The sequence below is a fragment of the Mycobacterium sp. genome (assembly GCF_050700595.1).
Lineage (GTDB): Bacteria > Actinomycetota > Actinomycetes > Mycobacteriales > Mycobacteriaceae > Mycobacterium.
Window position 1 is genome coordinate 20,113 of record NZ_JBOHHI010000119.1, and the last position, 25,394, is coordinate 45,506.

At 67.5% G+C, this 25,394-nt stretch carries 30 protein-coding genes; 16 read left to right on the plus strand and 14 right to left on the minus strand.

From position 1 onward, the window contains the following. Positions 1-22: 22 nt before the first annotated feature. Both ACRDTL_RS11655 and ACRDTL_RS11660 read left to right on the plus strand, forming a co-directional pair. Positions 23-802: an alpha/beta hydrolase gene (locus ACRDTL_RS11655; protein WP_431506864.1), complete on the plus strand. Its 780-nt coding sequence runs from the start codon at positions 23-25 to the stop codon at positions 800-802. 2 nt (positions 803-804) lie between these two features. Beyond that, positions 805-1,101: an MGMT family protein gene (locus ACRDTL_RS11660; protein ID WP_431506865.1), complete on the plus strand. Its 297-nt coding sequence runs from the start codon at positions 805-807 to the stop codon at positions 1,099-1,101. Here ACRDTL_RS11660 and ACRDTL_RS11665 read toward each other — a convergent pair. The 3 genes from ACRDTL_RS11665 to ACRDTL_RS11675 all read right to left on the minus strand — a co-directional run bounded on the left by ACRDTL_RS11665 (position 1,098) and on the right by ACRDTL_RS11675 (position 4,303). After that, entirely contained in the window at positions 1,098-1,952 is an 855-nt protein-coding gene (locus tag ACRDTL_RS11665; RefSeq protein ID WP_431506866.1) for a TIGR02569 family protein, read from the minus strand. The two genes, ACRDTL_RS11660 and ACRDTL_RS11665, sit on opposite strands and share 4 nt — an antisense overlap. 36 nt (positions 1,953-1,988) lie before the next feature. Next, a complete protein-coding gene (gene moeZ / locus ACRDTL_RS11670) occupies positions 1,989-3,167 on the minus strand; it encodes an adenylyltransferase/sulfurtransferase MoeZ (protein WP_431506867.1) in 1,179 nt (392 codons plus the stop codon). A 101-nt stretch (positions 3,168-3,268) separates the two neighbouring features. Further along, positions 3,269-4,303, minus strand: a complete 1,035-nt coding sequence (locus ACRDTL_RS11675; RefSeq protein WP_431506868.1) for a DUF3152 domain-containing protein — start codon at positions 4,301-4,303, stop codon at positions 3,269-3,271. Positions 4,304-4,505: 202 nt separating this feature from the next. On the opposite strand from ACRDTL_RS11675, the gene ACRDTL_RS11680 reads away from it, so the two are divergent. Further along, positions 4,506-5,186 carry a TetR/AcrR family transcriptional regulator gene (locus tag ACRDTL_RS11680; RefSeq protein ID WP_431506869.1) on the plus strand — a complete coding sequence of 227 codons (681 nt, stop codon included), beginning with the start codon at positions 4,506-4,508 and terminating at the stop codon, positions 5,184-5,186. Here ACRDTL_RS11680 and ACRDTL_RS11685 read toward each other — a convergent pair. Then, positions 5,173-5,421, minus strand: coding sequence for a DUF3107 domain-containing protein (locus tag ACRDTL_RS11685; RefSeq protein WP_431506870.1), 249 nt, complete (start codon positions 5,419-5,421; stop codon positions 5,173-5,175). The two genes, ACRDTL_RS11680 and ACRDTL_RS11685, sit on opposite strands and share 14 nt — an antisense overlap. Positions 5,422-5,645: 224 nt before the next feature. Here ACRDTL_RS11685 and ACRDTL_RS11690 point away from each other — a divergent pair, with 224 nt between their 5' ends. Beyond that, positions 5,646-6,302, plus strand: coding sequence for an MmpS family transport accessory protein (locus ACRDTL_RS11690; protein ID WP_431506871.1), 657 nt, complete (start codon positions 5,646-5,648; stop codon positions 6,300-6,302). Between the two features lie 8 nt (positions 6,303-6,310). On the opposite strand, the gene ACRDTL_RS11695 is transcribed toward ACRDTL_RS11690, so the two are convergent. Further along, the gene (locus ACRDTL_RS11695; protein WP_431506872.1) at positions 6,311-7,006 is read right to left on the minus strand and encodes a ferritin-like fold-containing protein; all 696 of its coding nucleotides are present in this window, start codon (positions 7,004-7,006) and stop codon (positions 6,311-6,313) included. A 394-nt stretch (positions 7,007-7,400) separates the two neighbouring features. Between ACRDTL_RS11695 and ACRDTL_RS11700 the strand changes: the two genes are divergently transcribed. Together ACRDTL_RS11700 and ACRDTL_RS11705 are read left to right on the plus strand one after the other, a co-directional pair. Beyond that, positions 7,401-8,891, plus strand: coding sequence for a DEAD/DEAH box helicase (locus tag ACRDTL_RS11700; protein ID WP_431506873.1), 1,491 nt, complete (start codon positions 7,401-7,403; stop codon positions 8,889-8,891). A gap of 20 nt (positions 8,892-8,911) precedes the next feature. Further along, positions 8,912-10,126 (plus strand): Rv3212 family protein, encoded by a 1,215-nt coding sequence (locus ACRDTL_RS11705; protein ID WP_431506874.1) that lies wholly within the window; start codon positions 8,912-8,914, stop codon positions 10,124-10,126. Positions 10,127-10,140: 14 nt separating this feature from the next. Here the strand turns inward: ACRDTL_RS11705 and ACRDTL_RS11710 are convergent, their stop codons facing one another. After that, positions 10,141-10,941, minus strand: coding sequence for a ParA family protein (locus ACRDTL_RS11710; RefSeq protein ID WP_431506875.1), 801 nt, complete (start codon positions 10,939-10,941; stop codon positions 10,141-10,143). A gap of 106 nt (positions 10,942-11,047) precedes the next feature. Here ACRDTL_RS11710 and ACRDTL_RS11715 point away from each other — a divergent pair, with 106 nt between their 5' ends. Continuing rightward, positions 11,048-11,650: an acid phosphatase gene (locus ACRDTL_RS11715; RefSeq protein WP_431506876.1), complete on the plus strand. Its 603-nt coding sequence runs from the start codon at positions 11,048-11,050 to the stop codon at positions 11,648-11,650. Beyond that, positions 11,647-12,756, plus strand: a complete 1,110-nt coding sequence (locus ACRDTL_RS11720; RefSeq protein ID WP_431506877.1) for an isochorismate synthase — start codon at positions 11,647-11,649, stop codon at positions 12,754-12,756. The genes ACRDTL_RS11715 and ACRDTL_RS11720 overlap by 4 nt, the downstream gene beginning before the upstream one ends. A gap of 142 nt (positions 12,757-12,898) precedes the next feature. Here ACRDTL_RS11720 and ACRDTL_RS11725 read toward each other — a convergent pair whose 3' ends face one another. Then, positions 12,899-13,279 (minus strand): hypothetical protein, encoded by a 381-nt coding sequence (locus ACRDTL_RS11725; RefSeq protein ID WP_431506878.1) that lies wholly within the window; start codon positions 13,277-13,279, stop codon positions 12,899-12,901. A gap of 150 nt (positions 13,280-13,429) precedes the next feature. Here ACRDTL_RS11725 and ACRDTL_RS11730 point away from each other — a divergent pair, with 150 nt between their 5' ends. Both ACRDTL_RS11730 and whiB1 read left to right on the plus strand, forming a co-directional pair. Then, entirely contained in the window at positions 13,430-14,404 is a 975-nt protein-coding gene (locus ACRDTL_RS11730) for a diacylglycerol/lipid kinase family protein (protein WP_431506879.1), read from the plus strand. A gap of 248 nt (positions 14,405-14,652) precedes the next feature. Then, positions 14,653-14,907, plus strand: a complete 255-nt coding sequence (gene whiB1 / locus ACRDTL_RS11735; RefSeq protein ID WP_431506880.1) for a transcriptional regulator WhiB1 — start codon at positions 14,653-14,655, stop codon at positions 14,905-14,907. A gap of 55 nt (positions 14,908-14,962) precedes the next feature. Here whiB1 and ACRDTL_RS11740 read toward each other — a convergent pair whose 3' ends face one another. Then, positions 14,963-16,480, minus strand: a complete 1,518-nt coding sequence (locus ACRDTL_RS11740; protein ID WP_431506881.1) for a sensor histidine kinase — start codon at positions 16,478-16,480, stop codon at positions 14,963-14,965. Between the two features lie 37 nt (positions 16,481-16,517). After that, positions 16,518-16,733 (minus strand): biotin/lipoyl-binding carrier protein, encoded by a 216-nt coding sequence (locus ACRDTL_RS11745; protein WP_014208824.1) that lies wholly within the window; start codon positions 16,731-16,733, stop codon positions 16,518-16,520. A gap of 265 nt (positions 16,734-16,998) precedes the next feature. On the opposite strand from ACRDTL_RS11745, the gene ACRDTL_RS11750 reads away from it, so the two are divergent. Together ACRDTL_RS11750 and ACRDTL_RS11755 are read left to right on the plus strand one after the other, a co-directional pair. Continuing rightward, positions 16,999-17,865 carry a hypothetical protein gene (locus ACRDTL_RS11750; RefSeq protein WP_431506882.1) on the plus strand — a complete coding sequence of 289 codons (867 nt, stop codon included), beginning with the start codon at positions 16,999-17,001 and terminating at the stop codon, positions 17,863-17,865. Between the two features lie 68 nt (positions 17,866-17,933). Continuing rightward, entirely contained in the window at positions 17,934-18,008 is a 75-nt protein-coding gene (locus ACRDTL_RS11755) for a 50S ribosomal protein bL37 (RefSeq protein WP_085976515.1), read from the plus strand. Between the two features lie 57 nt (positions 18,009-18,065). Here the strand turns inward: ACRDTL_RS11755 and rsrA are convergent, their stop codons facing one another. Continuing rightward, positions 18,066-18,380 carry a mycothiol system anti-sigma-R factor gene (gene rsrA, locus ACRDTL_RS11760; RefSeq protein WP_431506883.1) on the minus strand — a complete coding sequence of 105 codons (315 nt, stop codon included), beginning with the start codon at positions 18,378-18,380 and terminating at the stop codon, positions 18,066-18,068. After that, positions 18,377-19,027: a sigma-70 family RNA polymerase sigma factor gene (locus tag ACRDTL_RS11765; RefSeq protein WP_431506884.1), complete on the minus strand. Its 651-nt coding sequence runs from the start codon at positions 19,025-19,027 to the stop codon at positions 18,377-18,379. Before ACRDTL_RS11765 ends, rsrA begins: the two co-directional genes overlap by 4 nt. Positions 19,028-19,318: 291 nt before the next feature. On the opposite strand from ACRDTL_RS11765, the gene ACRDTL_RS11770 reads away from it, so the two are divergent. Next, positions 19,319-20,167 (plus strand): SDR family oxidoreductase, encoded by an 849-nt coding sequence (locus ACRDTL_RS11770; RefSeq protein ID WP_431506885.1) that lies wholly within the window; start codon positions 19,319-19,321, stop codon positions 20,165-20,167. 1 nt (position 20,168) lies between these two features. Continuing rightward, positions 20,169-20,651, plus strand: a complete 483-nt coding sequence (locus ACRDTL_RS11775) for a YbaK/EbsC family protein (RefSeq protein ID WP_431506886.1) — start codon at positions 20,169-20,171, stop codon at positions 20,649-20,651. On the opposite strand, the gene ACRDTL_RS11780 is transcribed toward ACRDTL_RS11775, so the two are convergent. From ACRDTL_RS11780 to ACRDTL_RS11790, 3 genes are all read right to left on the minus strand, one after another. Further along, positions 20,642-21,481 (minus strand): enoyl-CoA hydratase/isomerase family protein, encoded by an 840-nt coding sequence (locus ACRDTL_RS11780; protein ID WP_431506887.1) that lies wholly within the window; start codon positions 21,479-21,481, stop codon positions 20,642-20,644. The genes ACRDTL_RS11775 and ACRDTL_RS11780 overlap by 10 nt on opposite strands. Then, on the minus strand, positions 21,478-22,071 hold the full coding sequence (locus ACRDTL_RS11785; protein ID WP_431506888.1) for a TetR/AcrR family transcriptional regulator: 594 nt from the start codon (positions 22,069-22,071) through the stop codon (positions 21,478-21,480). Before ACRDTL_RS11785 ends, ACRDTL_RS11780 begins: the two co-directional genes overlap by 4 nt. Positions 22,072-22,158: 87 nt before the next feature. After that, complete coding sequence (locus ACRDTL_RS11790) at positions 22,159-22,911, minus strand: SOS response-associated peptidase (RefSeq protein WP_431506889.1); 753 nt, start codon at positions 22,909-22,911, stop codon at positions 22,159-22,161. 70 nt (positions 22,912-22,981) lie between these two features. On the opposite strand from ACRDTL_RS11790, the gene aroA reads away from it, so the two are divergent. Further along, positions 22,982-24,262: a 3-phosphoshikimate 1-carboxyvinyltransferase gene (gene aroA / locus ACRDTL_RS11795; protein ID WP_431506890.1), complete on the plus strand. Its 1,281-nt coding sequence runs from the start codon at positions 22,982-22,984 to the stop codon at positions 24,260-24,262. After that, positions 24,259-25,239: a ribosome small subunit-dependent GTPase A gene (rsgA, locus tag ACRDTL_RS11800; protein WP_431506891.1), complete on the plus strand. Its 981-nt coding sequence runs from the start codon at positions 24,259-24,261 to the stop codon at positions 25,237-25,239. The genes aroA and rsgA overlap by 4 nt, the downstream gene beginning before the upstream one ends. The last annotated feature ends 155 nt before the right edge of the window (positions 25,240-25,394 follow it).

Below are 25,394 nucleotides of genomic sequence, written 5' to 3' on the forward strand. Positions count from 1 at the left end.
GGGGGTCTGACACGATCGACGCGTGAGCAACCTGCACGTGCATCGTTACGGACCGCGAGGCCCGGTGCGGTTGCTGGCGATCCACGGGTTGACCGGCCATGGGCAGCGCTGGGAGCGACTGGCTAACGGCCACCTTCCCGAGGTCAGCGTCGCGGCACCCGATCTGCTCGGGCACGGCAGGTCGTCGTGGGCGGCGCCGTGGACCATCGACGCCAACGTGGCCGCGCTGGCCGGCCTGCTCGGAGATCAAGCCGATGGCCCGGTGGTCGTGGCCGGGCATTCGTTCGGCGGCGCGGTTGCACTGCACCTGGCCGCCGCGCAACCCGAACGGGTGGCCGCACTGGTGCTGCTCGACCCGGCGATCGGGTTGGACGGTAGGTGGATGCGCGAGATCGCCGACGCGATGTTGGCCTCACCCGACTACCCGGACCCCGCGCAGGCCCGCGCCGAGAAGGCGACGGGCGCGTGGGCGGATGTCGAGCCCGCCGTGCTCGACGCCGAACTGGACGAGCACCTCGTCGCGCTGCCGGGCGGGCGGTGCGGCTGGCGGATCAGCTTGCCGGCGATGATGTCCTACTGGAGTGAGATGGCCCGCGCAATCATATTGCCGCCGAAGGGAATCAAAACGACTTTGGTCCGGGCGGCGTGGACGTCGCCGCCATATGTCGGTGAAGAGCTGATCGTGGGCCTGCGCGAGCGGCTGGGATCCGACTTCGAGCTGGTGGATTTCGATTGCGAGCACATGGTGGCACAGGCCAGACCAACCGAGGTCGCCGCGCTGATCCGCAAGCGGATGGCCTGATCGTGGCGCCGGTGACTGGCGAACAGGTCGAACGGGTGCGAGCGCTGGTCGCCGGTATTCCGCTCGGCCGGGTGGCAACCTACGGTGACATCGCGGATGCCGCAGGGCTTTCCAGCCCGCGGATAGTCGGGTGGATCATGCGCACCGACTCCTCGGATCTACCGTGGCACCGGGTGATCACCGCGTCCGGTCGGCCCGCACCGCATCTGGCCACCCGGCAGCTGGAATTGCTCCGCGCCGAAGGGGTTCTGGCGGTGGGCGGCCGTGTGAAGCTGCGCGAGGTCCGCTGTGCCTTCTAAAGCACCAGCCGCACCAGCGCGGCCGTGCGGGCCAGCCCCGGGAAAGCCGCTGCGGTAGACCGCGGGTGAATGGCATGGACGGCCAGCCGGAACATCAACGCCCGCAACAACATTTGTGGCCACTCCGGCAGTGCGCTCCAGCGCTCGATGAGCCCCTCGTCGGCCTCGCCCCATGACAAGGCGTCGACGACGACTACGCCGGCGGCCCAAGACGCCGGCCGCCAGTACGGGGTGATGTCAGTGATTCCCGGTGCCGCGGTACCCGCGAAAAGCACCGTGCCGTAGAGGTCACCGTGGACCAGCTGGTTGGGGCTCTTGGTTCGTCGCCGCAGACCGGCAAGTTGATTGATCAGCTCGATCGACTGCTGCCCGTCGGCCGGCGGCGGAGGGGTCCGCACCGCAGGCGGCACCGACTGCAGCGGCCGGTCCTCCCACGCGGCCCGCTCCGCGGCGATGAAAACGTCGACATCGGCCCACGGCGCTGCGGGGCCCTGAGTAAGGAAGCGGGGCCGCTCTAGTTTGCTGGTGGCTTCATGCAACCGCACGGCCGTCGAGACGACTTCGTCATGTCGGGGCTCTGGAGCGCCGGCAACGAAAGTGTCTGCTCGCCAGCCGGAAACGACGTAACGACCGTCGGTCGAGCGGACCGGCCGGGCCAGCCGGACCCCATCGATGAAAAGCGTCTCGCGCACCCGGGCGGACCAAGCGGCGCGGGCATGATCGGCCACCATCGACAGCACGACTTCCCCGCAGCGCCAGCCGCCTTCCCAGCTGCCTTCCAACGGCACGGGCGTCACACCGCTCAAACCGAACGCCGTCAATACATGCCCGGGCGGCGGCTCGACAGTCACACGACCAGCCTAATCGCCGTTAGCTGGGCAGACGCGTTAGTACATCACCATGTCGGGCTGCATTTGTCTGGCCCACGCCACAATTCCCCCCTGCAAATGCACCGCATCGGCGAAGCCGGCCTTCTTTACTGCGGCCAGCACCTCGGCCGAGCGGACGCCGGTTTTGCAGTACAGCACCGGCTTCCGGTCCTGCGGCAGTTCGGCCAATCCCTCACCGGAGTTGATCAGTGACTGCGGAATCAACTGCGCACCATCGATGTGATTGATGTCCCACTCAACCGGCTCACGCACGTCGATGAGGGCGACCTTCTCACCGGAGTCCAGCAGCTCACGCAACTCCCGCGGGGTGATCGTGGAATCGGCCGCCGCGCCGGCAGCCTCTTCGGACACCACACCGCAGAACAGCTCGTAGTCGATCAGCTCGGTGATCTTCGGCGTCGACGGATCCTTGCGGATCGCGATGGTGCGATAGCTCATCTCCAGCGCGTCGTAGATCATCAACCGGCCCAGCAACGACTCGCCGATTCCGGTGATCAGTTTGATCGCCTCGGTGCCCATCACCGATGCGATCGAGGCGCACAAAATGCCCAGCACCCCGCCTTCGGCGCAGGACGGCACCATACCGGCCGGCGGCGGCTCCGGGTAGAGGTCGCGGTAGTTGAGGCCGCGGCCGTTTGGCGCATCCTCCCAGAACACCGAGACCTGGCCCTCGAATCGGAAGATCGAACCCCAGACGTAGGGCTTGTGAGCCAGCACCGCGGCATCGTTGACCAGGTAGCGGGTGGCGAAGTTGTCCGTGCCGTCGAGGATCAAGTCGTATTGGCCGAACAGGTCGACGGCGTTGCCGGGTTCCAGCCTCTCCTCATGCAGCCGCACCTGCACCAGGGGGTTGACCTCGACGATCGAATCGCGCGCCGACTGTGCCTTGGACCGCCCGATATCGGACACGCCGTGGATGATCTGGCGCTGCAGGTTCGACTCGTCGACGACATCGAAGTCCACGATGCCGATCGTGCCGACCCCGGCCGCAGCCAGGTACAGCAATGCAGGCGCGCCGAGGCCGCCTGCGCCGATCACCAGCACTCGGGCGTTTTTGAGCCGTTTCTGCCCATCGACCCCCACGTCGGGAATGATGAGATGGCGGCTGTAGCGGGCAACCTCGTCCCGGGTGAGCCCGGCGGCCGGCTCAACCAGCGGTGGCAACGACGTCGACACCGAATATCTCCTCAGATTGGCTTCTTAGGGGAGGTTGACTCTCCCCAATCACAGTAGTTGCCCAGATCAACGGCAAACAGCCGGGGAAACTTCCCGCAGTCTTAGGCGATCGGATACGGCCAGGGGTTGAACCGGCAGGTCTTACCGTCAGCCCTGACCCAGTCCGGGTCGAACTTCGCCGCGTCGTTGTCAGACGTGGAAAACGTCTGCTGCATCATCACCGGCGCCAGACCACCCTGCTTGTCGCACGGCTCATGGCGCAGATAGCCGATGGCATGTCCGACCTCGTGGTTGATCACATACTGCCGGTAGGATCCGACGTCCCCCTCGAAGGGAACGGCGCCCCGGACCCACCGCGCCTCGTTGATGAATACCCGCGGCTGAGTGTTTGGCCCGAACGACGGGTTATAGCAGGAGGTCTCCAGCGGAAACTCGTAGCCGCATCCCTCGCGCACGGTCATCGGGGAGCTCAGCGAGATCCGGAAGTCGGGATTTCCCGGATCGGTTGCGTCGACGCGGACGAACGCGAATTGCGGGTTATGCGTCCAGCCCTTCGGATTCGCCACCGTCTGGTCAACCATCCGCACGAACGCGTCATCACCGCCGAACACCGTGGGGTCGATCCCGTTTTCCACCTCGACGGTATAGCGGAACACCTTGGCGGTCCCCTGACCGACCTGCGGCGTCGTACCAGGAAGGATGCGCCAGGTCTTATCGCCGGCTTCGGTGAACTGCCCGCCATCCGGCAACACTCCGGTAGGCAGATTGGCGTCGAACTCGGTCAGGCCGTGCGGCGGCGCATCAATGATCGCCGTGCCCACCGCGCCTATCGACGGCGGGCCCTGAGCCGGCTCGTCCGAGGCGGGGGCCGGTGCGCTAGCGCCGGTCGCCGTCTGATACACGACCACACCGGTGACCGCCGCGAGGACCGGCAGCGCGTAGGCACGCCAGCCGTAGGTGGACACGAACCGGCCCAGCCACGTCTGTTTGCGCCAGCGCCGCGGCCGGTCCCGGGTGGACCGCAGACGCCCGGAGCCCGGGGCGAGTGGATCCCGCTGGGCGCGCAGCGGTTCTCGCCAGTCGTCGTGGAGGACCGGTACCCGACCACCCCCGAGTCGCTCCGGGTCGTAGGCCACTCGCCCAGGATCGCATATTGTCTGCTTCAGACGCCGCTAGCTGGGACTCTTGGCGCGCCAGTTGGTGCCGGAGACGACGCTCCACCGGCGTTGCCGGCGTCAATGACGGTCACTGGGGCAACGTGGGTAGTAATGTCGGTGCGACGAGCAGCGCGTGGGCATCGCAGACAAAAGGTGGCCAGCCAATCGGATTGAGGAGTTGATGAGCGATCTCGCCAATGCGGCCGGGCGGGCGGGGGTCAAGCCGACCGACAGCAGTGGGCGGAGGGACACCGTTGCCACCCGACGCGGCAACCGGCTGCCCCGTGACGAGCGCCGCGGCCAGCTACTCATCGCCGCCAGCGATATTTTTGTCGACCGCGGCTACCACGCAGCCGGTATGGACGAAATAGCTGAGCGGGCCGGGGTAAGCAAACCCGTTCTCTACCAACATTTTTCCAGCAAGCTGGAGCTCTATCTGGCGGTGCTGCATCGGCACGTCGAGAATCTGGTGTCGGGCGTGCGCCAGGCGCTGCGCACCACCACCGACAACCGCCAACGGTTACGCTCCGCAGTGCAGGCGTTTTTCGACTTCATCGAGCACGACGGCCAGGGCTACCGGCTGATCTTCCAGAACGACAACGTGACCGAGCCCCAGGTCGCCGCGCAGGTTCGGGTGGCCACCGAGGCGTGCATCGACGCGGTGTTCGACCTGATCAGCGCCGACTCCGGATTGGACCCGCACCGGGCCCGGATGATCGCAGTAGGGCTGGTGGGCGTCAGCGTCGACTGCGCCAGGTACTGGCTTGACACCGACCGCCCGATTTCCAAGGAAGACGCCGTGGATGGCACGGTGCAGTTCGCCTGGGGTGGGCTGTCGCACGTGCCGCTTACTCGTTCGTAGCCGAGCCCGTCCCGATTCCGAAGCCGACTCGGCGTGTGTCGGCGACACCGATTTCGACGTAGGCGATCTTGGCGGCCTGGATCATGAAGCGACGGCCCTTCTCGTCAGTCAGACTCAGCACGTCGGAGCCCTTGCTCAGCGCCGCGGTGACTGATTCCTCGACCTCGCTGGGCGTCTGCGCGCTGGTGAAGACCAATTCGCGCGGGCTGTCTGTGACACCGATCTTGACCTCCACACCCGCCCCTTCCTGCCGTTTCCTGGTGAGCGTTCTCTTGCAAGCAGGTTAGTGGACGGCCCTGACGGGTTGCGAAACCCGGTTCGCCCCAACCATTCGCGCACGGCCAAACCCGCGACCGACCGTCGCCAAATCGTGACCAACACGCCCGCACCGCACGCGAATCGAGCACCAGTCACACCGATAACATCGGCCTCACCAACATCATGAGCACAATTAATCACTTGGATAGCGACATTTACGACTATCCAGACGACGACATCTATCCCGACAGCGATGCACTGTACGGGTCCGATACGCATGCGCTCTACCGGCCGGTCGATCACCACTGGCGTCCGGTCTCAGTGATCGCCGGAATTGTGTTCGTGCTGGCGGTGATCGCAAGCGTCGTCATCGTCAACGGCGGAGACAGCGCGTCGACGTCGGCCACGGTGGCACCGCCCACCCGCACCGTGATCGCCACACCGCGGCCCACGCCCCCGACCCGCTCGTCACTGCCGCCCGAGACGGTCACCACCCTGACGCCGCCGCCGCGGGCCGCCGCCCCTACCGAGACGCCCGAAGCGACACCGCCGCCGGAGGCCGCCCCGGCCCCGGCGAGCGCAGTGAACCCACGCGCCTTCGTCTACCGGGTGACCGGGACCAAGCAGCTCTTCGACCTGGTGAGTGTCCTCTACACGGACGCGCAGGGCATGCCGCACACCGACGTGAATGTGTCGCTGCCCTGGTCCAAAGCCGTTGTGTTAGACCCCGGTGTACAGCTGAAATCCGTTACCGCGACTAGTCTGACCGGCCGGCTCAACTGCGCAATCACCGACGCCGTGGGTCAGCCGCTCGTCGTGTCGGCCAACAACTCGATGATCGCAACCTGCACCCGTTGACCGACCGGCTAGGCCAGGCCGAGTTCGGTCATCCGCTCGTCGTGAGTGTGCTGCAGCCGGTCGAAGAATCCGGCCAGTTGCGTCAACCCGTCAGTACCGTATACCACCAGGTCGACCAGCTCGTCGTGGTCGGCCAGCACGTACTGAGCCTGGGTGATCGCCTCGCCGAGCAGCCGACGCGACCACAACGCCAGTCGGCTGCGCTGTTTTGCGCTGCTGGTCACCGCGGCCCGCACCTCGGCGACCACGAACTGCGAATGACCGGTCTCCGATAGCGTCGCGCGCACCACGTCGGCCACCTCGTCGGGCAATCCATCGGCGATCTCGAGGTAGAAATCAGCAGCCAAAGCATCGCCGACATAGGTCTTGACCAAGGCCTCTAGCCAGGTGCTGGGTGTGGTCAGCCGGTGGTAGTCGTCGAGCGCGGAGGTGTACCTCGACATCGCCTGCGCCACGTCGACACCGCGGCTTTCCAACGCGTCGCGCAGCAGCTCAAAGTGTCCCATTTCGGCGGCCGCCATCCGGGCCATCGAAATACGCCCCCGCAGGTCAGGTGCCATCCGCGCCTCGTCGGTGAGCCGATAGAAGGCGGCGACCTCACCGTAGGCCAGTAATGCGAACAACTCGCCGACGCCGGGGTGATCCGCCGTCAGCCGGGGCTCAGGTGGGTCGGCCAGCTGCTCGGTGCCCGAAAGTGAGGTCATGACAACACCTTAAGCTCGTTGGCGGCGACCCGCTGCGCCCGGCTCCGCCGCGCTGGCGATCACCACCGAAAGCTCGTTGGCGGCGACCCGTCCCCCTCGCCGCTCCGCGGCTGGGGGTGCCCCCAGCGCCCGGCTCCGCCGCGCTGGCGATCGGCCAGCTCCACCGCATCCACGGTCGTGACCACCGACCGGCTATGATGGCCCATGGTGATGGCTGTAGAGCCTTACCGTCATTGCCTGTGAAATGTGCGTGCACGCAGTTGACCCGCCTTGGTTCGAGGCAGGGTCTCGCGAATCGGCAACGTATTCGGTATTCAGCTCGTGCGCGCGTGGACCGCGACGAACTGACCGAAAACGACCCGAAACCGAAACTGAAAGGCATATTCGCCCACGCATGACCCCCCTAATTCACGCACCCCAGTTGACGTTTGCCAAACTCGGAGTCCGCGACGAAATAGTGCGCGCATTGGCCGATGAAGGCATCGAACATCCCTTTGCCATCCAGGAACTTACCCTGCCCCTCGGGCTCGCCGGCGACGACGTGATCGGCCAGGCCCGCACCGGCATGGGCAAGACCTTCGCATTCGGCGTGCCGCTATTGCAGCGCATCACGTCCGGTGAGCCGCCGCTCAGCGGCATTCCGCGGGCGCTGGTCGTGGTGCCCACCCGCGAGCTGTGTCTGCAGGTATCCGGCGACCTGGCCACCGCCGCCAAGTACCTGACTGCCGACGACGGCCGGCGGCTGTCGGTGGTGTCCATCTACGGCGGCCGGCCCTACGAGCCGCAGATCGAGGCGCTGCGCGCCGGTGCCGATGTGGTCGTGGGCACGCCCGGCCGACTGCTCGACCTGGCCCAGCAGGGCCATCTGCAGTTGGGCGGGCTGACCGCGCTGGTGCTCGACGAAGCCGACGAGATGCTGGACCTGGGCTTTTTACCCGATATTGAGCGGATCTTGGGCCAGATCCCCGACAACCGGCAGGCCATGCTGTTCTCGGCAACCATGCCGGACCCGATCATTACGCTGGCCCGCACCTTCATGAACCAGCCCACCCATATCCGCGCCGAGGCGCCGCACTCCTCAGCGGTGCACGATGCCACCGAGCAGTTTGTCTACCGCGCCCACGCGCTGGACAAGGTCGAGTTGCTCAGCCGGGTGCTGCAAGCCCGCAGTCGCGGCGCCACGATGATCTTCACCCGCACCAAGCGCACCGCCCAGAAGGTGGCCGACGAGCTCGCCTTACGCGGCTTCAAGGTGGGCGCGGTGCACGGCGACCTCGGGCAGCCCGCACGCGAGAAGGCGCTCAAATCCTTCCGCACCGGTGATATCGACGTCCTGGTCGCCACTGACGTGGCCGCGCGCGGTATCGACATCGACGATGTCACCCACGTCATCAACTACCAGTGCCCCGACGACGAGAAGACCTACGTGCACCGCATCGGCCGCACCGGTCGTGCCGGGCGGACCGGAATCGCGGTCACGCTGGTGGACTGGGACGAGCTGGCCCGCTGGGCAATGATCGACAAGGCGCTCGATCTCGGCTGCCCCGACCTGGCCGAGACCTACTCCAGTTCGCCGCACCTTTACACCGAACTGGGCATACCGACCGAGGCCCGCGGCACCGTCGGCGCACCACGCAGATCGGCGGCCAAACGTGCCGACAACAGTGCACGTAATGGCCAGCAGCCGCAGAAGAGCACCCGGCCGCGGCGCCGCACCCGCGGCGGCAAGCCGGCAACCGCGCACCCGGCAGCCAGCGCTGCCGGCAACGGCGAGGCCGCGGCGGACACCTCCTCCGGAGCATCATCCGGCGACGGAACGCACAGCGGGCGCCGCCGTCGTCGCCGTCCCCGCAAAGCTGCGGGTGCGGCCGCCAACAGCAACTGAGCCGGCGCCGGCGCCGCCCAATGGTCAAACCCGAACGCCGCACCACTGCCGATCTGGTCGCCGCCGCCGCAATCGTGCTGGTGGTCGCCGTGGTCGCGGCACTGATCTGGTTGACCAGCGACGCCCGGGCCGCCAGCAGCAGGCCAGCGGCGGTACCCGCGCCCAATCCGGTCGCGGCGCGCGAGGTGCCCACCATTCTCAAACAGCTTTGGACCGCCGAGAGCCCGGCGACCACGGCGCCGGTGGCGGTCGGCGAGACGGTGGTCACCGGCAACCGGCAAACGGTCGACGGGCGCGATCCGGTGACCGGTCAGGTGCGCTGGAGCTACGCCCGCGGTAGTGATCTGTGCGCGGTGTCGTGGGTCTACCGCTACGCCGTCGCGGTCTACCGCGATGACCGAGGCTGTGGCCAGGTCAGCGCCCTCGACGCAGCTACCGGCCGACGCGGTCCCGCCCGCAGCAGCTACGCGGACCGGCACGTCGACGTCTCCACGGATGGGATGACGGTGTTGTCGGCGGGCGACACCCGAGTGGAGCTGTGGCGCTCGGACATGGTGCGGATGCTGTCCTACGGCGAGATCGACGCCCGGGTGAAACCGTCCTCGCGGGGATTGCACAGCGGGTGCACGCTGACGTCGGCGGCGGCCAGTTCGTCGGCGGTGTCGGTGTTGGAGGCGTGCCCGAAGCAGGCCGATCTGCGGCTGACATTGCTGCGCCCGAGCAAGGAAGAAGACGAACCCGAACAGCGCTATGTGCCCGAGCCCGGCGTCGGCACAGGATCCGACGCCCGAGTACTGGCGGTGTCGGAGACCAGCACCGCGGTGTACCTGCCGGCTCCGCAACCCAGGGTCGACATCCTCGACGCGGGCGGCGCCACCGTGGCGAGCATGCTGCTGCCCAGGCCGCCGTCGCCGTCAGGCGCGGTCTCGAAGCCCGGCCACCTGATCACATGGTGGACCGGCGACGCGGTCATAGTGTTCGACGCGGCAACGCTGGCCTACCGCTACACCATCGCCGCCGCAGAACAGGCCGTTCCACTCGGACCGGCGACGCTGATGGCGGACCGGCTACTGGTGCCGGTCACCGGCGGGATCGGTGTTTATGACCCGGCCACCGGCGCCAACGAGCGCTACCTGCCGGTGAGCCGTCCGCCGGGCGCCTCGCGGGTGATCCCCGCGGTGATTGGTTCGCAGGTGCTCGAGCAACGTGGCGGCACCATCGTCGCGCTGGGTTGATCGGCGCGACCCGCTTATATCTCGACGGTGAAGCTCGGCAGTGCTTTGCCCGACTTCCAGTGCTTGAGCAGCGCGTCCGCCAACTCGCGGTAGGCGGAGGCACCCTTATTCTTGCGCGCGGCCATCACGGACGACCCGGACGCGCTGGCCTCGGCGAAACGCACCGTCCGCGGGATGGGCGGCGCCAGCACCGGTAGGTCGTAGCGGTCCGCGACGTCGAGCAGCACATCGCGGGTATGGGTGGTGCGCGGGTCATACAGCGTTGGCAGCGCACCCAGTAACCGCAGGCCCGGATTGGTGATCTGCTGCACATCGGCGACCGTGCGCAAGAACTGGCCCACGCCGCGGTGCGCCAGCGTCTCGCATTGCAGCGGCACGATCACCTCGTCGGCGGCCGTCAACCCGTTGAGTGTGAGCACCCCCAGCGACGGCGGGCAGTCGACGAGGACCACGTCGAATTGGTCGCCGAGTTTGTCCAGGGCGCGTTTGAGCGCGTACTCGCGGCCGGCCCGCATCAGCAGCATCGCCTCCGCGCCCGCCAAATCGATGTTGGCCGGCAGCAGCGTCATGCCCTCCGCGGTGGTCACCAGGGCGGCGTTGGGCTCCACCTCGCCGAGCAGCACCTCATGCACCGAAACCGGCAGCTTGTCGGGATCTTGCCCGAGCGAAAAGGTCAGACAGCCCTGCGGATCGAGATCGACGAGAAGCACTCGCCGTCCGGTATCGGCCATCGCGGCTCCCAGCGAGGCCACCGTCGTCGTCTTGGCCACCCCGCCCTTCTGGTTGGCTATCGCCAGCACTCGGGTGTTAGTCACAAGCGCCGCTCCTCCTCATCTTCGCCGCGGTCACAGTGACATCCTGGCATCCTTCTCTGCCTGCCCGCGGGCCGATGGCGCTGCGCGTCAGGCAGAATCGGTCAGCATGGGCGTCGAGAACCACCGGTTGGTGCTGCTGCGCCACGGGGAGACCGAATGGTCGAAGTCCGGCCAACACACCAGCCGCACGGACCTCGAGCTCACCGACGCCGGCCGGGACCAGGCCACCGCCGCCGGTCGAGCGCTCGATGAGTTGCACCTCGAGGATCCGATGGTGGTCACCAGCCCGCGCCGACGCGCGGTGGCGACCGCCGAAATCGCCGGGCTGGCCATCGACGAGAAATCGCCATTGATCACCGAATGGGATTACGGCTCCTACGAGGGCCTGACCACCGCGCAGATCCAAGAGTCACATCCTGGCTGGATGGTCTGGACGCACGGCTGTCCCGACGGCGAAACCGTCGCGCAGGTCACCGAGCGGGCTGATGCCGCCGTCAGGCTGGCGCTCGACCACATGGCCGGGCGCGATGTGCTGTTCGTGGGCCACGGCCACTTCTCCCGTGCGCTGATCACCCGCTGGCTTGGGCTGCCGCTTGCCGACGGGAGCCGATTCGGCATGGTCGCCGCCTCAATCGCGGTCTGCGGCTTCGAGCACGGAATTCATCAACTCGCTGTGCTGGGCTACTCGCGTCCGGTCGCGTCGGTGTGACGCCGGCATCGAACCCTGAGCCACCGTTCGTGTTGTGCGGTCCAGCCGGGTCTCTGATCGCCGACGGCGTTGCGAATCGGTACTGCGACGTGGCCGGCGCACAAGCCGCGTTACGCTCGGGCGCAGTACCAATAGTTGTGGGCGCGTTGCCATTTGACATCAGCGAGGCTGCGGCGTTGATGGCACCGCGCGCCGTTCGTCTCACCGACGCGCTGCCCGACTGGCCGAGCGGCCCGCTGCCGGTGGTGCGGGTCGCCGCGGCGCTCCCGGCTCCCGAGGAGCACCGCACCCGAGTCCGGGCGGCACGCGATCAACTGACCGCACCCGGCGGCACGCTGCGCAAGGTGGTGCTGGCCCGCGCGTTGCAGCTGGCCGGCGACGCCCCGTTGGACGCGCGGGTCATTCTGCGCCGGCTGATCGCAGCGGATCCGAGTGCCTACGGCTATCTCGTCGACCTGAGTTCGGCCGGCAGCCGCTATGCGGGCATGGCCCTGGTGGGCGCCAGCCCGGAACTGCTGGTCGCCCGCGACGGCGACCGGGTGACGTGTCAGCCGTTCGCAGGGTCGGCGCCACGGGTCGCCGACCCTGACCTCGACGGCGCCGCCGCTGCCGCGCTCGCCGACTCGGCCAAGAACCGTCACGAGCACCAGTTGGTTGTCGACGCGATGCGCGACGCCTTGCGCCCGTTGTGCAGTGAGCTGACGATCGCGTCCACACCGCAGCTGAGCCGCACCGCGGCGCTCTGGCATCTGAGCACGCCGATCAGTGGTCGGTTGCGCGAGAATTCCACCACCGCACTGGACCTGGCGTTGGTACTGCACCCAACCCCGGCCGTCGGCGGCGCGCCGGCCGAAGCCGCCGCGCAGCTCATCCGCAGACTGGAGGGCGACCGCGGCTTCTATGCCGGCACAGTGGGTTGGTGCAACGCGCGCGGCGACGGCCAGTGGGTGGTTTCTATCCGGTGCGCGCAGCTATCCGCCGACCGCCGCAACGCGCTCGCCCACTCCGGCGGCGGTATCGTCGCCGAGTCCGACCCCGACGACGAAGTTGCCGAGACCACGACGAAATTCGTCACCATTCTGTCCGCGCTGGGGGTTCAGCCGTGACCCGACGTCGCAGGCGGTGCTGAACTGGACCGCCTATCAGCTATCCGGCCTCGAACTGGGCGAGCTCGCCGGACCACGCTGATCCGCGCCGGCGACGATGCAAGACGATGCAGAGCGAAGCGATGAGGAGGAGCGGCGCTTATTACTTGCCTGCCACCCAACGCACCGCGGCCGGGCTGAACAGCAAGGCCAGCACGCTCAGCGCCACGATCCCCACCGGGACCCCGGCCAGCGGCCGATGTGAGCCGACCGCGAGATACCACGCGACCGGCAACAGCAATAACTCAGCGAACACCGCCAGCCCGCGGCCCCAGCGCTTGCCGACGAACAGCGCGCATCCTGCGGCCAACACGGCGCCGCCGACCAGGGCGAACCACACCGCGGTGCCGAAACCGAGGGTCCGCTGGTCGGCCCCGCCCAGGCCCCGCACCAGCAGCACGGCGGCCACCAATAGAGCCGCCACGCCCTGTGCAGCGACGATCAGGCCCGCGCCGCGCACGGTCGTCGGCGGGCGGGCACTCACAGCGCAAGGGTAGTGGTGATCACAAGCGCGGCCAGTGGTGATCACAAGCGCGGCGGAGCCGGGCGCTGGGGGCACCCCCAGCCGCGGAGCGGCGAGGGGGACGGGTCGCCACCATAGAGCCAGCCGCGCACTCCCGTAGGCTTTTGCGTCATGCGCGCCGTGCTGATCGTCAACCCGAACGCGACGTCCACCAGTCCCGCGGGGCGCGATCTGCTGACGCACGCGCTCAAGAGCCGTCTGCAGCTGACCGTCGAGCGCACGGACCACCCGGGTCACGGCGGCGAAATCGCGCAGGCCGCCGTGCAGGACGGGATCGACCTCGTCGTCGTGCATGGCGGCGACGGCACCGTGAGCAACGTGGTCAACGGCGTGCTCGGACCGCCGGGTCCGTTGCCCACCGGGCACCTCCCGGCGCTGGCGATCGTGCCGGGTGGTTCGGCGAACGTGCTGGCCCGCTCGCTGGGCATCGCGCCGGATCCGGTCGACGCCACCAACCAGCTGATCGCCCTACTCGACCAGCACGCCCACCGGCAAGAATGGCGCCGCATCGGGTTGATCGACTGTGGCGAGCGGTGGGCGGTGCTCAACGCCGGGATGGGCGTCGACGCCGAAGTGGTCGCTGCGGTCGAGGCCCAACGCGCGAAGGGCCGCAAGGTCACCCCGTCGCGCTATATCCGCACGGCGATTCCGGCCGCGCTGGCCGCTACCCGCCACGATCCGAGGCTGACGCTGCACCTACCCAGCCGCGACCCGGTCTCCGGGGTGCATTTCGTCTTCGTGTCCAACTCAAGCCCGTGGACCTACGCCAACGACCGAGCGGTGTGGACCAACCCGGGTTGCAGCTTCGAGTCGGGCCTGGGCGTCTTCGGCGTGACCAGCATGAAGGTCATTCCCACGCTGCGAGTGCTGCGGCAGATGCTGTCAAAGCGACCGAAACTGAAAGCCAGGCAGCTCGTGCGCGATGACAACGCGCCTTGCCTGCGAGTCACCTGCACCGGCGCACCGATTGCCAGCCAGTTCGACGGTGACTACCTGGGCGAACGCGAGCAGATGACTTTCCGGGCGGTTCCCGACGCACTCGAGGTCGTCGCCCCACCCGCAAGAATTACTTCTGACCTGCGATAACGCCAGCCAAAAGGGCTGGGCGAAGGTGCGGATTGGCCAGCATACTAGTACAAATCATTAAGGGTTTGGCTAACAGCACGTCATAGTGAGATTGCCCACGTGCCAACGTGCGCTATTGACATCTGTTGAGCCTGTGAAACGATCGAATGATCGCGTGCCCTGGTGCGGAGAGAATTCTCGTGCCCGCGTTAACAGCCGAAGAAAAACGCCGTGCGCCCTGCTGCGCACATAGTGAGGAGTAACAAAGTATGGACTGGCGCCACAAGGCGGTGTGTCGCGACGAAGACCCGGAGCTGTTCTTCCCGGTGGGAAACAGTGGCCCGGCACTCGCCCAGATCGCCGACGCGAAACTGGTCTGTAACCGCTGCCCGGTGACCACCGACTGTCTGTCCTGGGCGTTGAACAGCGGCCAGGATTCCGGCGTGTGGGGCGGAATGAGTGAAGACGAACGACGCGCGCTGAAGCGTCGGAACGCCCGGACGAAGGCCCGCACCGGAGTCTGACCCAGGCCTAACGTCGTGGCCCCGACAAAGTGTCGGGGTCACGGTTTTGCGTGCATCACTGCGCGGCCCGGGTGCGACGACCGATCGGGACGCGTAACACCACGTCGGTGCCGCCGGTGACGGCGTCGTGCATGTGCAGCGAGCCGTCCAACTCCGCGGTCACCAGCGTCCGCACGATCTGCAGGCCGAGCCGGTCGGACTTCTCGACGCTGAACCCCTCGGGCAAGCCGCGGCCGTTATCGTGAACCAGCACGTCGAGCCAGCGCGCCGACCGCTCGGCGCGAATCGTCACCGACCCGCCCCGGTGAGCGGGAAGACCGTCGGCCGCCGGCTCGAATGCGTGCTCGATGGCGTTCTGCACCAGTTCGGTGATCACCATGATCAGCGCGGTCGCACGGTCGGAGTCCAGCACGCCGAGCATGCCCACCCGGTTGACCCGGATCGGGGTCTCCACGCTCGCCACATCGTTCATGATCGGCAGAATCCGGTCGATCACCTCATCGAGGTTGACCTGTTCATCCACCGACATCGACAGCGCGTCATGGACCAGCGCGATCGATGACACCCGGCGCACCGACTCGAGCAGCGCCTCCCGCCCCTCCGGGTTGGTCGTCCGGCGAGCCTGTAGGCGCAGCAACGCTGCGACGGTCTGCAGGTTGTTCTTCACGCGGTGATGGATTTCCCGAATGGTGGCGTCCTTGGACATCAGCGCGCGATCCCGGCGCTTCACTTCGGTCACATCTCGGATCAGCACCGCGGCGCCGGCCGCGGAGGCGTGCACCACCAGCGGCAGCGTCCGCAGCAGCACCGCTGCGCCGTCGGCGTCGACCTCCATTCGCATGCTTGCCCCACCGGCCAGCGAGTCGCCCACGTGAGCGGCCAGTTCTTGCGCCTCGAACGGGTCGGAGATCAGCGGGCGGGTGACCTCGACGAGGTTGCGGCCAGCCAATTCTGAGGTCAACCCCATCCGGTGGTAGGCGGACAGCGCGTTCGGGCTGGCATAGGAGACGACCCCGTTGACGTCGAGACGGATGAACCCGTCGCCGGCGCGAGGGCTGGAGCGCGACATCGCCACGTCGCCCACGTTGGGGAAGGTGCCTTCGGAAAGCATGTGGACCAGGTTCGCTGCGCAGTCCAGGTACGCGGTCTCCAGCGGGCTGGACTTGCGGGTAGCGGCGACTGCGGTCTGATGGGTCAGCACCGCGACCACCCGCTCGCCGTACCGCACCGGCACCGCTTCGACGTTCAGGCCTGTCTGTTGCCACGAATACTGTTGGCCCGCAATGCTTTCCCGACCGATGGCGCCAGATTCGAACGGGGCGGCGATCAGCGGCACCTTATCGGCGGCAAGGACGGTGTCCACCGCATCTCTCAGCAGGACCGTCGGTGCGGTATTCGGCCGGCATTGGGCCACGCACACCAGCGCGCCGTCGTCACGGCGCACCCACATCAGGTAATCGGCGAACGACAGGTCGGCAAGCAGCTGCCACTCTCCGACCACCGCGTGCAGGTGGTCGACGGCGTTGCCGGGCAAAACGGTGTGTTCGGCGAGCAGGTCACCGAGAGTCGACATCGGCCACTCCCGACGCTGGGTTCGTTGGGGTTGATGGCTAGCTGATCACCGCGATCAGATCGCCGGCCTGGATGACGTCTCCCACCGATACGCTCACCTTGCTGACCGTGCCGGCGACCTCGGCCAGAACCGGAATCTCCATCTTCATCGACTCGAGCAACACCAGGGTGTCCCCCTCGCCGATCTGGTCGCCCTCGTTGACCACGACTTCGAGCACGCTGGCCACGATCTCCGCGCGGACGTCCTCGGCCATCATCACCCCGTTCGTCACCCAGTCGGTGTTTATCCAATTCTGTGGCCTAATCGAACCACAACCGGCTGTCATCTGGGCGTCGAGAGGGGTGCTGCGGCGACCGGTTCCGCCGATTAAGCAAATTCGAAGATAGTAAGCAAATCCATAGAGTTCGTTTCGTGATCGTGTCGTGTTCCGGCTGTGACTATTGAGCAGCAAGGTAGCCAAAGTGACACAAGTGCCTGGTGGGTAATCAGGCCGTACGTCGAGTAAAGGAGTAATTCCGTTGTCCACGTACATGTTTGCAATCCAAAAGAGTCGCGGGCCGCTGGCCCGGGCAACCGTCGGCGTGGGGCTGGCACTGGCCGCAATTGCCGCGATCGGGTTTGGCAGTGGGGTCGCCGGGGCGGCTCCCCAGCAACCTGTTCTTGTTGACGATCCGGTGCCCGTTCCCGCCCCAGCGGGGATGGACCCGAGCACGATGGTCAATCTCGCCAATGGGCTCTTCGGCCAACTCGGCACGCTGCTGGAGAGCGTGTTCCCGGGCACCGGCTCTCTGCTGATGCCAGCTTCTGCCGCTACCGGCGGGATGACGCCGGCTTCGGGCTACACCGGCGGGTTGACGCCGGCTTCGGGCTACACCGGCGGGTTGACGCCGGCTTCGGGCTACCCGGGCGGGTTGACGCCGGCTTCGGGCTACCCGGGCGGGTTGACGCCCGCTTCGGGGTACCCCAGCGTCGGAGCCCTCGGCCAAACCCCCATGCTGCCCGGACAAACGCCTGGCCTGGTAACCCCAGGGCAGACGACGGTGCCGGGACAAACACCGGGCCTGGTGACGCCGGGACAGATCTCTGTCCTGCCGGGACAAACACCGGGCCTTGTGACGCCGGGACAAACGCCGACCCTGCCCGGACAAACACCGGGGCAGGTGACACTGCCGGGACAAACGCCGGGCCTGCCAACACCGGGGCAGGTGACAGTGCCGGGACAAACGCCGGGCCTGCCAACACCGGGACAAACCCCGGTGATGCCGGGGCAAACACCGGGCCTGCCAACACCCGGACAAACCCCGGCGTTGCCCGGCGACCCCAGCACACCGTCGTCGGGACTAACCGCTCCGCTCTCACCGGCGGGTAGCGACACGGTGGCATAGCCGGTTACCGCAGGACACCGACCGCATGAGAGACTGACCAGCCGGTAAAGCTGCTAGGAGGATCACTCATGGCCAAACGTGGCCGCAAAAAGCGCGACCGCAAGCACAGTAAAGCCAACCACGGCAAGCGTCCGAACTCTTAGACGGCCCGTGGGGGTTCGCCGCCGGCGGGGCAGGGGGTACCGCCGGCGTGCGGGCAATCAGAACGGTCCAGACATCCGAGTACGGATGATGGTGGTCCGGCTGATCTCCAGCCGCAATCGCTCCCGTAGGCTCTCCGGGGCCTTGTCCCCTTTGCATTTGGTGGCGATCAACGCCTTGATTCGCTCCTCGAGTCCATAGTGCCGCAGACATCCCGGACATTCCTCGAGGTGCCGGCGCAGCTTCTGCCGCGTCTCAGCGGTGCATTCGCCGTCAAGCAGTGTCCATACCTCGGCTATCACCTCCGCACACTCGGCCTTGGTGCGGGCGTCATCGGCGCCGCCAGAGCCCGATCCGCAAGAGAATTCGGTCACGACGACACCTCCTCGGCTGCCTGGTTACCGCGGAGAAAACCCCGCTCCTTTGCCACGTCGGCCAAAAGGCCACGCAGTTGGCGCCGGCCGCGGTGCAGCCGCGACATCACCGTCCCGATCGGGGTATCCATGATCTCCGCGATCTCCTTGTACGGGAAACCTTCGACGTCTGCGTAGTACACCGCCATCCGAAAATCTTCGGGCAGCTCCTGCAGCGCGTGTTTGATTTCGGTGTCCGGCATCGCCTCGAGCGCCTCGACCTCCGCCGAGCGCAGGCCGGTCGAGGAGTGCTCGGCCGTCGCCGCCAACTGCCAATCGGTGATTTCGTCGGTCGGGTACTGCGCCGGCTGCCGCTGCTTCTTGCGGTAGCTGTTGATGTAGGTGTTGGTCAAAATGCGGTACAGCCACGCCTTGAGATTGGTGCCCGGCTTGAACGACCGAAATCCCGCATAGGCCTTCACCATCGTCTCTTGGAGCAGATCCTCGGCGTCGGCCGGATTGCGAGTCATGCGCAGCGCGCCCCCGTAGAGCTGATCGAGCAGCGGAATCGCGTCCCGCTCGAAGCGCGCGGTCAGCTGCTCGTCTGTCTCCTCCGTCCGGGCGGGCTCGGGCGCGTCGTGCCCGGTCGCAGCATCACTGTCGGCCATGTTGGTTAACTCAGTCCCTTCCGCCGCGGTGTTACCAAACAGGCCCGGCAACACCGGACGTTGCAGGCACTGAGCCAACACCAGACTCCCCTTCTTCCCCAATCTAAAGGCTACGACCGACAGTGTCTTGCGTGGGTTACTTCGGCGTCCACGCCATGTGGCGCGGCGGACCGCAGGATCGCCTCAATCAACAGCTTCGACCGTGCGGCTATTTCCGGTGACCGGTTGGCCGGCCAGAATCCGATTCAGGCCGCTGATCCCGCCCGGGCCGGGCCGGGTTAGTGTGACGCCATGTCTTTGAACGGCAAGACCATGTTCATCTCGGGGGCCAGCCGCGGAATCGGGCTCGCGATCGCCACGCGGGCCGCACGCGACGGGGCGAACGTCGCGTTGATCGCCAAGACCGCCGAACCGCACCCCAAGCTGCCGGGGACCGTGTACACCGCAGCCAAGGAACTCGAGGAGGCCGGCGGGAAGGCGCTGCCGATTGTCGGCGATGTCCGCGACCCGGATTCCGTCAACGACGCGGTGGCCAAGACCGTCGAACGGTTCGGCGGCATCGATATCTGCGTGAACAACGCGTCGGCGATCAACCTCGGGTCCATCACCGAGGTGCCGATGAAGCGTTTCGACCTGATGAACGGCATCCAGGTGCGCGGTACCTACGCCGTGTCGCAAGCCTGCATCCCGCACATGAAAGGCCGGGAGAACCCGCATATCTTGACGCTGTCACCACCGGTCTCGCTGGAAAAGAAATGGCTCAAGCCGACGGCGTACATGATGGCCAAGTTCGGCATGACGCTGTGCGCGCTGGGCATCGCCGAGGAGCTGCGCGACGACCGGATTGCCTCCAACACGTTGTGGCCGCGCACCCTGGTCGCCACGGCCGCCGTGCAGAACCTGCTCGGTGGCGAGGCGGCGATGGCGCGCGCCCGCAAACCCGAGGTCTACGCCGACGCGGCCTATGTCATCCTCAACAAGCCGGCTACCGAATACACCGGCAACTCGGTGCTGTGCGAGGACGTCTTGGTGGAATCCGGGGTGACCGACCTGTCGGCGTACGACTGCACGCCGGGCGGCGAGCTCGGGGTCGACCTCTGGGTGGAGTCCGCCAACCCGCCGGGGTACGTGCAGCCGTAGCGTGCCGGCGACGCGGGCACTTGCCGCGCTATTGGCTGCCGGCGTGCCGCACGAGGTGGTGAAGTTCGGCCACGACCCGGCCGAACGCTCGTTCGGTGACGAGGCCGTCCGGGTCTTGACCGAGGCCTACGGCATCGCGCCCGAGCAGATCTACAAGACACTGGTGCTCGCCGGGCCCGACGCGTTGGCCGTCGCGGTACTGCCAGTGCCGGCGCGGCTGTCGCTGAAGGCTGCCGCCGCGGCGTTGGGGCTGTCGCGCACGACGATGGCCGACCGGGCCGATGCGCAGCGGACGACCGGTTATGTGGTTGGTGCGGTCTCGCCGTTCGGGCAGCGCAGGTCGCTGCCGACCGTCGTCGACGCCGACGCTTTGGGCTGGGATCGGGTGTACTGCAGCGCGGGCCGACGCGGCTGGGACGTCGCGGTGGCGCCGGCGGACCTGATCCGGCTCACCGCCGCGGTGACCGCGCCAATTCAGGCCTGACCCAGCAGTGCGTGCACGCTGTCGGCAAACGCGGCGGTGGTAAAGCAGATGGGTTCGGCGAATTCCTCCAACGTCAGCGCGTCGTTCCAGCCGGCGTCGGCGGCCGCGCGCAGCAGCGGCTTGGTCATCGCCACCGCGTGGGCCGGCATCGCGGCCACCCGTGAGCACCACTCGTCGGCGACGGTCAGCAGTTGATCATGAGCGACGACCTGCTGCACCAGCCCAAGCCGCTGGGCGGCCGGGGCGTCGATGTGCTCGCCACGCAAGTAGTACGCCAGCGCCCCCTGGTAGCCCAGCCGGCGGGTCAGCGCCCAGCTGGTACCGACCTCGGGGATCAGCCCGAGCCGGCCGAATGCCGGCACGATCACCGCTCGTTCGCTGGCGATGGTCAGATCGCAACTCAGCGCCCAGGCCAAGCCAACGCCGGCGGCAGCGCCGTTGAGCGCGGCCAGAAAAATGGTGTCCGAACCGGCGATAAGCCTTGCGATACCACCGAATTCGCGGCGGATCCAGCGCCACACGTCGGCCACTCCTTCGGGTTGGGTCAGCTGCTCGGTCGCCGTGCGCATCATCTTCAGGTCGCCGCCGGCGCTGAAGCCGGGGTCGGCGCCGGTCAACACTATTGCGCGCACCTCGGTGTCGGCTGCGAGATCCTCCAGCGCGTGGCGTAATTGCCGTACCAGCGGGGCGGAGAGCACATTGAGCCGGTCGGGCTCGTCGAGGGTCACCACCGCACGGTCACCGCGGTGGTCGACGCGGACCCGTCGCGGAGCCTGCGGATCGTCACCCGCGGCGATCAGGTTGCGGTAGATGGATTCGGTGGCGGTCAATGGCTTTCCTCCTCAGTTATTTTGGCGTGCAACGCCATCCACGACGCGTCGGCGAATGTCTTGATGATTCCGCGCGGCATTCTCTGCTCCCCGGAGGCGATCCAGTACCGGCTATACTCCTGCGCGGGGCCGAACCACAGCGCCGCGGTGATCCCGGGCTGCATCGGCCGCAACGCCCCATAGCCTTGCTGCGGGCGCCACCAGTCCCGGATCGCAGCGAAGAACTCGCGGTTGGATTCACGCAAGGCCGCACTGTCCAGCCGATCGCCCAGCAGCAGTGCCGCCTCGGTCCGGTTCTTCGCCACCCAGCGCAGGTGATGCGCGACCCCACCGCGGATCCCGCCTTCGGCGGTGGCGTGCTCGCGCAGCATCGCGATGAATCCGGCCTGGTACTCGCCCATCACCTCGGCGTAGACGGCTGCGGCCAGGGCCGACTTGTCCGGAAAGTGGTGATACAGGGCCCCGACGCTGACCTTGGCCTCGCGCCGGACATCGTCGAGCGTGGCGGCCAGCGCGCCGTCGGCCGCGAACCGGCGCCGCGCCACCTCCAGCAGCCGCCCTCGCGCGTCCGGACGATCGATCGCGTGCACGAGGAATACTCTACTGGAGTCGAGGAATCCTCGGTATCGTGGTCGCCGGGCCAGTGGGTAGCCGACTCGATTTGACGTCGGCATCCTCTAGAGCAACGTCGCCTGCTCGGGGTGCTGCTCGGCCGGCTCGATGAGCTCGGGCCCGTTGTTGCGCACGTTATTGACCAATATCGATATCTCCCGCATCCCGAGACCGCGCACGTCTGGCGGTCCGGCCAGCAACTCCGGGTCCGGCGGGAGGTCGGGATCCAGCCAGCGGTCCCAATCACTTTCGGCCACCGCCAGCGGCATCCGGTCGTGGATCTCGGCGAGCTCGCCGACCGCATCGGTGGTGACGATTGTGCAACTCAGCAGCGGGGAGGCGTCCTTGGCAGGCTTCCATACCGACCACAGGCCCGCCATGAACAGCGGCTCGCCGTCTTCGCGGTACATGTAGAACGGCGTTTTGCGGGCCTTCTTACCCGACCCCGGGTTGGCCCGCCACTCGTAGAAGCCGTCCATCGGAACCAGACAACGCTTGGATTTGGCGCTGGACCGGAACGCCGGCGAGGTGGTGATCTTGTCGGCGCGGGCGTTGATCAACTGTGAACCCTTGGACTCCGGCGTGCCGTCGGATCCGGCCTTGGCCCACGGCGGCACCAACCCCCAGCGCATCAGCCGCACCCGCCGGGTGGGTTCGTCGTCCGGCTCGTCGTGCCGGCAGACCACGGTCGCGATCGTGGCGGTGGGCGCAACGTTGTAGTTCGGCATGGCCGTCTCCGTCGCGCGCGCCTCGTTGATCGCCTGGATCTTCTCGGCCAGCGCGGCCGGATCGATCGTGACTGCGAATCGTCCACACATACTGTCCATGGTGCCCGTCACGCGGGGATCCGTTGAAACAACGCACCGGCCGACAAGGCAGTATGAAGCAGTGAGCACCTGGCCAGCACCGACCGCACTATCACCCGTCAAGGCGACGGTGACCGTGCCGGGCTCGAAATCCCAAACCAGCCGGGCGTTGGTGCTCTCGGCACTGGCGGCCGCAGGCGGCGTCTCGACGATCAGCGGCGCGCTGCGCAGCCGCGATACCGACCTGATGATCGGTGCGCTGGGCGCGCTGGGTCTGCGGGTGGAGGGATCGGCATCGCGGCTGAGCGTGCGCGGGCAAATCGCCCCCGGCCCGAATGCCCGGGTGGATTGCGGGCTGGCCGGCACCGTGCTGCGATTCGTTCCACCGCTGGCCGCGCTGGGCACCGCGACGGTCACCTTCGACGGCGACGAGCAGGCCCGCGCCCGGCCGATCGCGCCGTTGCTGGTCGCGCTGCGCGGTCTGGGCGTCGACGTCGACGGCGACGGCCTGCCGTTCCGGGTGCACGGCACCGGTTCGGTCCACGGCGGCACCGTGGCCTTCGATGCTTCCGCGTCGTCGCAGTTCGTCTCCGGGCTGTTGCTGTCCGGTGCGTCGTTCAGCGCAGGGCTGACCGTGCAGCACACCGGTGCGGCACTGCCGTCGGCACCGCACATCGCGATGACGGTGGCGATGCTGCGCCAGGCCGGCGTCGATGTCGACGACTCCGCGCCCGGCCGCTGGGTGGTGCAGCCCGGCACGGTCGCAGCCCGGGACTGGACCATAGAACCGGATCTATCCAGCGCCGTCCCGTTCCTGGCGGCGGCCGTCGTGAGCGGTGGCACGGTGCGCGTCACCGACTGGCCGGCGGCCGGCATCCAGCCCGCCGACATCATTCTGAGCATCGTGCGGCAACTGGATTCTACTGTCACTCAAGAGGATTCGTGCCTCGAAGTACGTGGACCGACCACATACCGCGGATTCGACGTCGACCTGCGCGACGTCGGGGAGCTCACACCGGCGGTAGCGGTGTTGGCGGCGCTGGCCGCTCCCGGCTCGGTGTCCAGGCTCAGCGGCATCGCCCATCTACGCGGCCACGAAACCGACCGGCTCGCCGCGCTGAGCACCGAGATCAACCGGTTGGGCGGCGACTGTCGCGAAACGCCGGACGGATTGGTGATCACCGCGACACCGCTGCGGCCCGGGACCTGGCGGTCGTATGCCGATCACCGGATGGCGATGGCCGGCGCGATCGTCGGCCTGCGGGTGGCCGGGGTCGAGGTGGACGACATCGCCACCACCGCCAAAACGCTGCCAGAGTTTCCCCGGCTGTGGGCGAACATGCTCCAGGGGTCCAGCGGTTGAGGCCGGGCGACTACGACGAGTCCGACGCCCACGTCCGCTCGGGACGGGGTTCGCGGCCCCGGACGAAGACCCGCCCCGAGCACGCCGACGCCCAGGCGGCCATGGTGGTGAGCGTCGACCGCGGCCGCTGGGGCTGTGTGCTCGACGGCGACCCCGATCGTCGGCTGACCGCCATGCGGGCCCGCGAACTGGGCCGTACCCCGATCGTGGTCGGCGACGGCGTCGACGTGGTCGGCGACCTGTCCGGCCGGCCAGACACCCTGGCCCGCATCGTGCGGCGCAAGCTGCGCCGAACGGTGTTGCGGCGCACCGCCGATGACACCGATCCAACCGAGCGGGTGGTCGTCGCGAACGCCGATCAGCTACTGATCGTGGTCGCGTTGGCCGATCCGCCGCCGCGCACCGGCCTGGTCGACCGGACCCTGATCGCCGCCTATGCCGGCGGACTGACCCCGATTCTGTGCCTGACGAAGACCGACCTGGCAGCGGCCGAGCCGTTCGCCGAGCAGTTTGCCGACCTCGACCTCACCGTGGTCACCGCCGGTCGCGACGATCCGCTCGACGCCGTCGCTCCCCTGCTGACCGGGAAAGTGACAGTGCTGCTGGGCCATTCCGGGGTCGGCAAGTCGACTTTGGTGAATCGTCTTGTGCCGGAAGCAGATCGGGCCGTCGGCGAGGTTACCGACATCGGCAGGGGCCGGCACACCTCATCGCAATCGGTGGCGTTGCCGCTCAATCACAGCGGCTGGGTGATCGATACGCCGGGGATCCGCTCGTTCGGGCTGGCTCATATCGAGCCCGACGACGTGGTGATGGCGTTCTCCGACCTGGCCGAGACGATCGATGACTGCCCGCGCGGCTGCGGGCACATGGGTCCGCCCGCGGATCCCGAATGTGCGCTGGACGCGGTGACCGGGCCGGCCGCCCGCCGCGTCGCCGCCGCACGGCGGCTCCTGGCGGTCCTGCGCAAAAGCTAAAGCGAGCGTGCGTGTTTGTACACCGACACGCGGGGCGTGTTCATATGGTCGTTGCAACGTGCCGATGATTTGTGGAGGTTGCTGTGGCAAGGGGTGACTGGATTCCCAGGTCGGTGAGGCGAGAATTTTTCGATTTGGTCTGTGGTGGCATGGCG